Raw genomic sequence first — 9,876 nt, forward strand, 5'->3', positions numbered from 1 at the left:
CGGCTAGAAGTGGTAGCCGGCCGAGAACCGGTTCACGCGATCCAGGAACTCCGACTGCGGAATGTTCGCGAAATCGAAGTGGAAGTTGCGATATCCCAATCCGAATCCGTACGTGATGTCGGTGATCGTGCCGATCGGGTCGCTGATGTAGCCGAAGCGGAGCGCGAGCAGGCGGTTGAATTCGTACTCGACGCCCGCGTCCCACACGTCGACGGCGAGCGTGCGTCCCGGCAGCAGATAGCGCGTCGCGTCCGCGGCGATCAGGAGGTGATGCACCTCGGTCTCGATCGGCCGGTAGGCCGCGCCGATCCGGACGTTCCGGCCGAGCGGGTCCGACTGATCCACGTCGATATATGAGATATTGGGTCCGATGTTGGAGACGGTAGCGCCGAGCGAAGCCTTCAACGCCGGCAGCTTGTAGAGCCAGCCGAAGTCGGCGGCGAATGAGGTGCCGCGGCCGGGGCGTCCGTCCAGCGTGACGCCGGGAGGCGCCAGGTCAACGCGGACGAGCTTCAGCGCCACGCCGAACCCCATGTTGGGCACGAGGTCGGTGCCGTACGCGATCGCGGGCGCGAGCTCGTAGCTCTTGAACTCGCCCGTCGGGTTGCCGTCCACGTCGGTGCCCTCGCTCTTGCCGTAGCTCAGGTATCCGAAGCTGGCGCCGATCCCGCCCAGACCCTCCACGCGCTGCACATAGGAGAGATAGGAGAAGTTCACGTCGTCGGCCAGGTCCGGCACGAGTGGCGTGTAGGTCATCCCGACCTGGTGGTCCCGGACGAAGGCGAGGCCCGCGACGTTCCACCACATGGCGTTCGCATCGTCAGCCACCGCCACCCAAGCCCGTCCCATGCCGTCAGCGCGAGCGCCGGGCGCGATCAACATGGACTGTCCGCCGGCCTCCGACTGCGCCAATGCGGTTTCGGTAGCCCCCAGGAGAAGGACGAGAGCTAGAGATGCGGTAGCGATGCGACCCATACTTAAACCTCCTTCGGACGAAAAAAGAGGGACGCCTGCGCGCCCCGAACGGATACTGATAATATCGAAGAATCGAGCCAGGGTCAAGGTGCGGAGTCCTGCGTTCACTGGGTCAGAAGGGCCCGTCCGATTGAGGATGCCTTGGCGCCGGACGGCGTCTCGGCGGTGACTTTGAAGAGGTACACCCCGATGGCCACTTTTTCTCCCACTGAATCGCGCCCGTTCCAAGGAATGTAGTTCTCCCCGGCTTTCCCGTCGACCTGGGTCTCCCAGACCCGTCGGCCCGCCACCGTCAGGATCTGGATCTTGAGGCGCGCGGCCTGATTGACGCGGGCGTGGAGAAAGGTCTCCCGGGGGAACGGATTGGGGTAGTTGAACACCTGATCCAGGACCAGGGCGCCCCCCGCCGCGGCGCCATTCGCGACCTCGAGAACAAAGGTCTGGACCCCGATATTCCGAAAGGTGTCGGAGGCGTGGACCTCGACCCGGTGCGGGCCGTCCGCCAGGGCCGGCACCACCAGCTCCACGCTCCCCTTGGTGAAGCTCCCGGGGTCGTACGAGAACTGAGGCGTGAGCTCGATGGGCGCTCCGCGGTCGTCCACGATCACGAAGATCGTGTGGGAATTGTCGAGGCGGGTGAGGTCGACCCCGCTCGAGTCCTCGATGACGAACGTGACCCGCGCTCCCGGCTTGAGCGTGGAGTCGCTCTGGGACGGAGAGCGAAGCCGTATCGTCGGGGGCGTCGCGTCGATGCGGCTCGAGGCGGTTGCCGAGATCCGAACCGAATCCACGGCCCATCCGACCCCGACGCCGCCGGCGGAGGAGAGGAGCGCGCGGATACGGGCGCCGGGACCGATGACCCTTCCGTCGACGGGCACGACGAACCGGGCTTCGAAGACCCCGCGGTCCAGGGCGACCTGGCCCCGGTAGAGCGTGGGGCCGGGAATGCGATACGTGGTGCGCGAACCGTTGAACGGCGCGATCTGCGTGCGCACGAACGGCGGCCCCTGGACCCAGATCTCCGCCACCCCCGTGGAGAGCGTGTCCGCGCTCGAGTCGGGCATCAGCGCGTGCCCGCGGATCACGACCGGATCGCCGCGCAAAAGCGAGTCGAGCGGGCCCTTCTCCCAAACGCCCCGCCCTCGCGGCAGCGGCGGGTGGAGGGCCGGATCGCCCAGAAAGGCGTACTTCCGTATCGTGAAGTTCGTGGAGGAGGCGTTCCCGTTCTTGGCCCGCGCGAAGGCGAGGCCCGCGGCGCGAACGCTGTCGATTCTCGCGCCGAGCGGGAAGAGCTGGTCCATGAAGGCATCGCCCAGGGCGGTGCTCAAATCGCCGAGCACCAGGCCGCTCGCCGCGAGCGACGCGGCGGCGCCGCCGTTCTGGGCCGTGAGCAGCAGCTCGGCCAGACTCTCACCGTCCGGCGCGTCGTACTTTCCGACCGTGCAGCTGAAGAAGCCGAAGAGCCCGGGGCGCGCCGCGTTGGTGAGCCGTGTGATGTCGCTGGAGCGGAATACCTGCTCGTCGGCAAGGACGTCCTCGTTGCCGTGGCCGACGTACTCGACCCACCACGCCCCTCGGTTCATTTGCGCGATCAGCTCATCCCGCGCGGCGGGTTTGGACTGATGCAGCGTATCGGCGAACGCGAAGTCGTTCAGGTAGACCTTCGCCCTCTCGACCGGAAACGGAATGTGGAACCGGTCGTTCCGCTCGAGCTGATCGACATGCTGGTTCGTGAGGTTGTCGGGCTTGTTGCGCTGCGTCGCGTCGTCGGCGCAGAGGATCGCCCGGGCGCGCCAGGCATCGAAGTCGGTCGCCCCCTCGTAGGCTCGAACTTTCCCCGTCGCGAGCGCCAACGCCTCCGCGGCGGTCCCGGCGGGAAGTCTTCCCACGGCGAGATCGACGAGGAGATCGGACGGTCCGTCGAGAAGGGCGTAAAAATCGTCGGACGGGAACTGGACGCCGAGGTTCACGTCGAAGTAGTCGGAGTAGGTCGGAACCAGATCGGGGGTGCCGATTCCCTGATAGCTCTTGGGATCGAACGTGGCGTCACCCAGGAGGCAGACGAAGGCGGGCCCGGGCAGCACCCAATGCCGAGAGGCGTAGGCAAGCAGGTTTCGGATCGCGATCGGGCTCGGGCGCCCGGAGCCGAACTGGGCGAAGATGCGATCGGTCGTCGCGATTCGAATCCGCGGGGAGACGATCCCCGGGACACGCTGCGTCCGATAGGTCGCCAGCGACTCGGCCGCGGCCAGAAAGGACGGCGGCGAGACGATCAGGTAGTCGGCGCCGTTCCCGGGGTCGAGCAGGTCCGCGATCGCGCGGAGGCTCGGTGCCGGATTATAGAGCGAGACGACCGGCGGCCTCGGCGCGCGCGCGAGCGAGACGAGCGAGTAGCGGATCCGGCCGCTCGGCGCGATCGAGTCCTCGGCGGTCAGGGTGAAGCTCGGCGCCGACCCGGCCCACGCGCCTCCGGCGAGCCGGACCGGGCTCTCGGGGTCGGTGCGGTCGAGGAGCCAGACCGTGCCCGAGTCCGCGACCGCCGAGACCGCGTACTGGACCCGGCCCGTCGTGGAGTCCGGCGCCGCGAACTGGAGCGTATCGTTCAGCGCTGTGAGCGCGCGGGGGTAGATGAACTCGAACCACGCGAGGTTCGACTGATCGAAGCGATTCGGATCATTCGAATCGACCAGGACCGGCACGTCGACATCCAGGGTATCCCGAGCCAGCACCGTCACGCCGGTCGCGGTCATATCTTGGGGATTGGATAGATTCCACCCCGCGGAGTCCACGAGGCCCCGGTGCCAGTAGATCCGCGCGACATGGTCCGGCACGGACGACCCGATGGATTCCCCGAAGCCCCACATCCGGACAAGCAGGTCGCCCGCCCCGCCCGCGACCGCGCCCGGAAGCTGGAACACGAAGCGCACCCGCGATCCCTGCTGGAATCGCCGATCGAACCAGCGCTCCCACCGAACCGGAGGTTGATAGAGGTCGAAATCGGGCAGGCGGTTCTGCTCGTAGTGAACGCGATGCGTCACGCTCGTATAGAGCGGGGCGCCCAAGGTCACGGGCGCGGCGCTTCGCGCGCCGATGCGGCGCGGCGGCGTCGCCACCGGGCCGGGACCCCACGTGAGCCAGAGGGTCTCCTGATCGCTGTGTTGTGTTTCCTGGTACTCCGCCCCCCCGCCGAGCGCCAGGTCGTACCCGAATCCGGTCGCGCCGGTCCCGTAGAAGTAGATGCGATCGGCCGTGTCGAACACGCCGTCGACGGCGCCCGTCACCTCGATGGCGCATTCCCGCAGCGAATCGGGTCCCGAATCGACATCGGCGGTTTCGACGATGTCCCCGGGCGTGGCCCGGAAGATCCGAAACGTGGCGGGGTCTATCCCCGACGCGGCCACGCCGGCCGCGGCGAGGTCGGCCGGGCTGACCTGGTAAAGCCCGCCGCGGAAAATGCCCAGCCGGACCCACGGGCGCGAGAGATCGACGCGCAGCGGCACCACGGCCGCCGTGGCGAACGCCGACCGGCGCGCGGCCGGCGCCGCGGCGCCCCGCCCAGGCGCGGGACGGAGCGGGAAGGTCGGGCCCAGGCCGCTGGTCGGAGCGAGCGCGCTGCCGCTCCCGATCCGACCCGGGGACGCGGCGGCGATCGGCTCGACCGGCCGGTCCCACCGCACTTCGAGGGTGATCTCGTCCAGCGCCCTCGCTTCCCCGCTCGCCGGATCCCACGTCACCGGGCGAATGGTCACCGCGAGGAGCCGCTCGCCCGCGGCCGCCATGTCCCGAGGCGCTCCTGCCGGCCGGGGGCGCGCGGCCGGCGCGCCACCCGCGTACGCCAGGTCCGAGAGCGCGGCGGCGATCCTCGCCGGGCGGATCGACGAGCGGATATCCGGATCGGTGAGGACGTGCGGAAACGGGACGGGCTTGAGGACTCCGAGCGAGCGCGACGTGCCTTCCGTGGCCGAGACGGTTGCCGCGACGCCCCAGGGAACGCGCAGGAACACCGTCCGGGCGGGCAGGGGCGGACCACCGGGCGCGGCTTCGTAGTCGGCTCCCAGCAGATCGATCTCCGCCAGCTCGAATCCCAGCATCTGGCCGCGGGTGACCGAGGGCTCCCCGAGCGGAACGCGGACGCGGTATCCGGTCGGCGTGATGGCTTCGACGATGGCCCGGGGAGGGTCGACGGCGGCGAGCGCCGGGGAAATGGACGCCGCCGCGAGCCACGCTCCGAAGAGCGCCCCGAGGGCGGCGAGGCTCGAGCGGCGGATCAACGCGGGTCGATCCGCTCGGCTTCCTCCACGAGCATCACCGGAATGTCGTCGACGATCGGGTAGCGGAGCCCGCACCGGACGCAGACGAGCTTCTCCGCGGCTCGGTCGTACTGAAGATCCTGCTTGCACTGAGGGCAGACCAGAATCGAGAGCAGCTCCTCGCTGAGCGGCATATGCCTCCTAGGACGGCGTGCCTGCGGCGGCAGTGGCGGTTTCCTCCAGATACACACCCATCTTCAAATACTTCTCCAGCCTCCGGTCGAGAAGCTCCTGCGCGGGAAGCCCGATCAGTCCCCGCACGTGGCGAAGCACCGCGTCCTTCACCCGGCGGGCGGCCTCCTCGGGGTCGCGGTGGGCGCCTCCGACCGGCTCCGGGATCACCTCGTCGATCACCTTGAGCTCGAGCAGATCGGGAGCGGTGAGCTTCAGCGCCTCGGCCGCCTGCTCGGCCTTGCTGGCGTCCTTCCAGAGGATGGCGGCGCACCCCTCCGGGGTGATCACCGAGTAGATCGAGTTCTCCATCATCATCACGACGTCCCCGACCGCGATCGCGAGCGCTCCGCCCGAGCCGCCCTCGCCGATGACGACCGTCACGATCGGAACCGCCAGGTGGGCCATCTCGAGGATGTTTCGCGCCAGCGCTTCCGATTGTCCGCGCTCCTCGGCGCCCAAGCCCGGGTAGGCTCCGGGCGTGTCCACCAGGGTGACAATGGGACACCCGTAGTTCGCGGCCAGGCGCATGAGGCGGAGCGCCTTCCGGTATCCCTCGGGATGGGCCATTCCGAAGTTGCGGTAGATGTTCTCCTTCGTATCGCGGCCCTTCTGGTGGCCGATGATCACAAGCGGCAGATCGTCCACGACCGCGAGCCCGCCGACGATGGCCGGGTCGTCGGCGAAGCGGCGATCGCCGTGGAGCTCCATGAAATTGGGCGCGATGTACTTCAGATAGTCGAGCGTATACGGCCGGCGGGGATGGCGCGCGAGCTTCACGCGCTGCCACCGGGTGAGCTTCGCGTAGACCTCGCGCCGCAACCGCTCCACCTTCCGCTCGAGGCGCTCCAGCTCCTCGGCGGCTTCCGGATGCTCCTCGGGCGCGAGTCCCTTTAAGTCCTCGATCCTACGCTCGATGTCGAGGATCGGCTTTTCGAAGTCGAGCCAGGTTCCGTTCACGGGCGCTCCGGAGTTAGAAGGGGACCGCCGCGGCGTGGCCGTTCGCGACGCGCACGGCGGAGTTGCCCAGCCGCTCGCGAAGGGCTTGCAGGAGCTCGTCGCTCGGGCGCACGAGCAGGCGCTTGGCGCGGATCTGCGTCGTGCCGGGGCCGCTTCCTTCCCGCACGGTGAAGTATACGGGGCTTTCGCCCGGGTGGCGAAGCAGGACGTCCCGGATCTCCTCGAGCGACACGGCCGCCCCGGCCCCGACGAGGTCGATGTGGACCGAGCGACCTCCCGACTCCCCGCCCCCGACGAGAGTCTTTACCGAGCTCAAGACCATCTTCGGCTCCGTGTCCTCGCGGAGATTCACGCGGCCGCGTACCTCGAGCACCGTCCCCGGCTGGAGCTGGGCGCGGGACCGCTCATAGAGCTCGGCGAACACCGTCGCTTCCACGGTTCCCTTCATGTCCTCGAGGGTGACGAAGGCCATGGAGCGTTTGTTCCGGTCGGTGTGCGTCTTGATCCCGGCGACGAGGCAGATCAGCGTCACGTCCGCGTTGTCCCGAAGCTCGCGAAGCCGTCCCGTGTCGGCCGTCGCCCTCGCCGCGATCACGTCGCCGTGTGCGGCCAACGGATGGTCCGAAAAGTAGAAGCCGAGGACCTCGCGCTCACGTTTGAGCCGCTCCTCGAGCGGCCACGGAGCCACCCAGGGGAGCGCCGCGTCCTGGGCGACGATCGCCTGATCCCCGCCGAACAGGGACTCCTGGTGCCGGCTCACCCCGCGGGCGCGCTCCTGCGCCTGAGCGAGGAGATCCCCGACCGCTCCGAGGAGCTGCGCCCGGTCGCCCTCGAGCGCGTCGCACGCGCCCGCTTGGATGAGCGACTCGAGCACGCGTCGATTCACGTTCCCGGTCTCGACGCGGCGGATGAGGTCGCCCAGGGTTCGGAACGGCCCGCCGGCCGTGCGCGCGCGCACCAGCGCTTCGACCGAGCCCAGGCCGACGTTCTTGATCGCGGAGAGCCCGAAGCGGATCGCCTCCCCCTCGAGCGTGAATCCGGCCGTGCTCGCGTTCACGTCGGGCGGAAGGACCGCGATGCCCAGACGGCGCGCCTCCTCGACCAGGGTGACGATCCGATCGGTGTCCCCGACCTCGCTCGTGAGCGAGGCGGCGAGGAACGCCGCCGGATGGTGTGCTTTGAGGTACGCCGAATGATAGGAGAGCATCGCGTACGCCGCGCTGTGCGAGCGCACGAATCCGTATCCCGCGAACTTCTCCATCAGGTCGAAGATTTCCTCGGCCTTCTTCTTCGCCACGTTGTTCCGCGCGCAGCCCTCCACGAAGGCCGACTTCTGGCTGGCCATCTCCTCGGGCTTCTTCTTCCCCATCGCCCGGCGGAGGAGGTCGGCCTGCGCCAGCGTGAACCCGGCCAGGCGGTTCGCGATCTGCATCACCTGGTCCTGGTAGACGATCACGCCGTACGTCTTCCTCAAGATCGGCTCCAGCGAGGGATGCATGTGCGTCACCCGCTGCTTCCCGTGCTTGCGCTTCGCGAAGTCGTCGATCATGCCGCTCTGGATGGGCCCCGGACGGAAGAGCGCGTTGATCGCGATGATGTCCTCGAACGTATCCGGCAGGACCTTCCGGAGGAGATCCCGCATCCCCCCCGACTCCAATTGGAAGATCCCGACCGTCTGCGCCCTCTGCAAGAGCGCGTAGGTCTCGGCGTCGTCGAGCGGGAGCGACGGCAGGTCGATCGACTTCCCGGCCGATTCCAAGATGAGGCGGGTCGCGTCGTCGAGAACGGTGAGGGTGCGAAGCCCGAGGAAGTCCATCTTGAGGAGGCCGACCCGCTCGAGCGATTTCATGTCGAACTGGGTCGTGATGTCGCCCTTGGGCGAGCGGTACATCGGGACGTAGTCGGTGAGCTGGCCCGGCGCGATCAGGACGCCGGCCGCGTGGGTCGAGGCGTGCCGCGCGAGTCCTTCCAGGGCGAGCGAGCAGCGGATGAGCCGCGCGTAGCGCTCGTCCTTCTGCGCGAGCGTGCGAAGCTCCGGGACGATCTCGAGGGCCTTGGGCAGCGTCATCCCCAGATCCCCGGGGATCATCTTCGCCACCTGGTCGCATTCCGCGTAGGTCATGGCCAGCGCCCTGCCGACGTCGCGCACGACGGCGCGGGCCGCCATGGTTCCGAACGTGATGATCTGGCTCACGCTCTCGCGCCCGTACTTGTCGATCACGTAGTCGATCACCTTCTGGCGGCTCTCGTACGCGAAGTCGATGTCGATGTCGGGCATGCTCACCCGCTCCGGATTCAGGAAGCGCTCGAAGAGGAGCTCGAAGCGGAGAGGGTCGATGTCGGTGATCCCGAGGCAGTAGGAGACCAGGCTCCCCGCGGCCGAGCCTCGTCCCGGGCCGACCCCGACCCCGTTCCGCCGCGCGTAGTCGGTGAAATCGCGGACGATCAGGAAGTAGCGCGCGTACCCGACGGTGCAGATCGTGTCGAGCTCGTAGGCGAGGCGCTGCTCCATCTCCGGGGTGGTCTCCGCGTATCGCCGCGCGAGCCCGTCCCGCGCGAGCCGGCGCAGGTACCCTTCCTCGCTCTCGAACTCCGGCGGAATCGGGAACGACGGCAGCTGCACCCGCTCGGTGTCGAGGGTCAGCTCGCACCGCTCGGCCGCGACGAGCGTGTTCCGGAGCGCCTCGGGCGTCTCGTGGAAGAGCGCCGCCATCTCCTCCGGCGACTTCACGTAGAGCTCGTCCGTGGCGAAGCGGAACCGGTCGGCGTCGAGCATCGTCTTCCCGGTCTGGATGCAGAGGAGCACCTCGTGGGCCTCCGAATCCTCGCGGGCGAGGTAATGGCAGTCGTTGGTCGCCACCAGCGGAATCCCCATCTCCTTTCCGAGCGCGATGATTCCGCGCGCGGCGATCTTCTCGTCGGGGAGGCCGTGGTCCTGGATCTCGAGGAAATAGTGCTCGGCGCCGAAGAGGTCCCGGTACCACGCCGCCGCGCGGCGCGCCCCCTCCGTATCGCCGGCGACCACCAGCTGCGGCACCTCGCCCCGCAGGCAGGCGCTCAAGCAGAGGAGCCCGCCCGCGTGGCGTGCCAAAAGCTCTTTGTCGATCCGAGGCTTGTAGTGGAATCCCTCGAGATATCCGGCCGAGGAGAGCTTCGACAGGTTCTTGTATCCTTCCCGATTCCGCACCAGCAGGACCAGGTGATCGTACGCGCCCTTCCCATCCGCCGTGCGGGACCGGTCCTGGCGGGAGCCGTGCGCGACGTAGACCTCGCAGCCCAGGATCGGCTTGATCCCCGCGGCGAGCGCCTGGTCGTAGAACTCCACCGCGCCGAACAGATTTCCGTGGTCGGTGAGCGCGAGCGCCGGCATCTCGTACCCCGCCGCGCGGTCGACCAAGCGGTCGACCCGGCAGGCGCCGTCGAGCAGCGAGTACTCGCTGTGGTTGTGGAGGTGGACGAA

At 68.4% G+C, this 9,876-nt stretch carries 5 protein-coding genes; all 5 read right to left on the reverse strand.

Translation table 11 applies throughout. From position 1 onward, the window contains the following. Positions 1-3: 3 nt before the first annotated feature. Positions 4-975 (reverse strand): PorV/PorQ family protein, encoded by a 972-nt coding sequence (locus tag E6K79_02305; protein TMQ66758.1) that lies wholly within the window; start codon positions 973-975, stop codon positions 4-6. A 104-nt stretch (positions 976-1,079) separates the two neighbouring features. Next, entirely contained in the window at positions 1,080-5,246 is a 4,167-nt protein-coding gene (locus E6K79_02310; protein ID TMQ66759.1) for a hypothetical protein, read from the reverse strand. Further along, on the reverse strand, positions 5,243-5,419 hold the full coding sequence (locus tag E6K79_02315) for a Trm112 family protein (GenBank protein ID TMQ66760.1): 177 nt from the start codon (positions 5,417-5,419) through the stop codon (positions 5,243-5,245). Before E6K79_02315 ends, E6K79_02310 begins: the two co-directional genes overlap by 4 nt. A 7-nt stretch (positions 5,420-5,426) precedes the next feature. Then, a complete protein-coding gene (locus E6K79_02320; protein TMQ66761.1) occupies positions 5,427-6,416 on the reverse strand; it encodes an acetyl-CoA carboxylase carboxyltransferase subunit alpha in 990 nt (329 codons plus the stop codon). Between the two features lie 13 nt (positions 6,417-6,429). Continuing rightward, a partial coding sequence (locus tag E6K79_02325; GenBank protein ID TMQ66807.1) for a DNA polymerase III subunit alpha occupies positions 6,430-9,876 on the reverse strand: 3,447 nt, incomplete at its 5' end.

Source organism: Candidatus Eisenbacteria bacterium (genome assembly GCA_005893305.1).
Taxonomy (GTDB): domain Bacteria; phylum Eisenbacteria; class RBG-16-71-46; order SZUA-252; family SZUA-252; genus WS-9.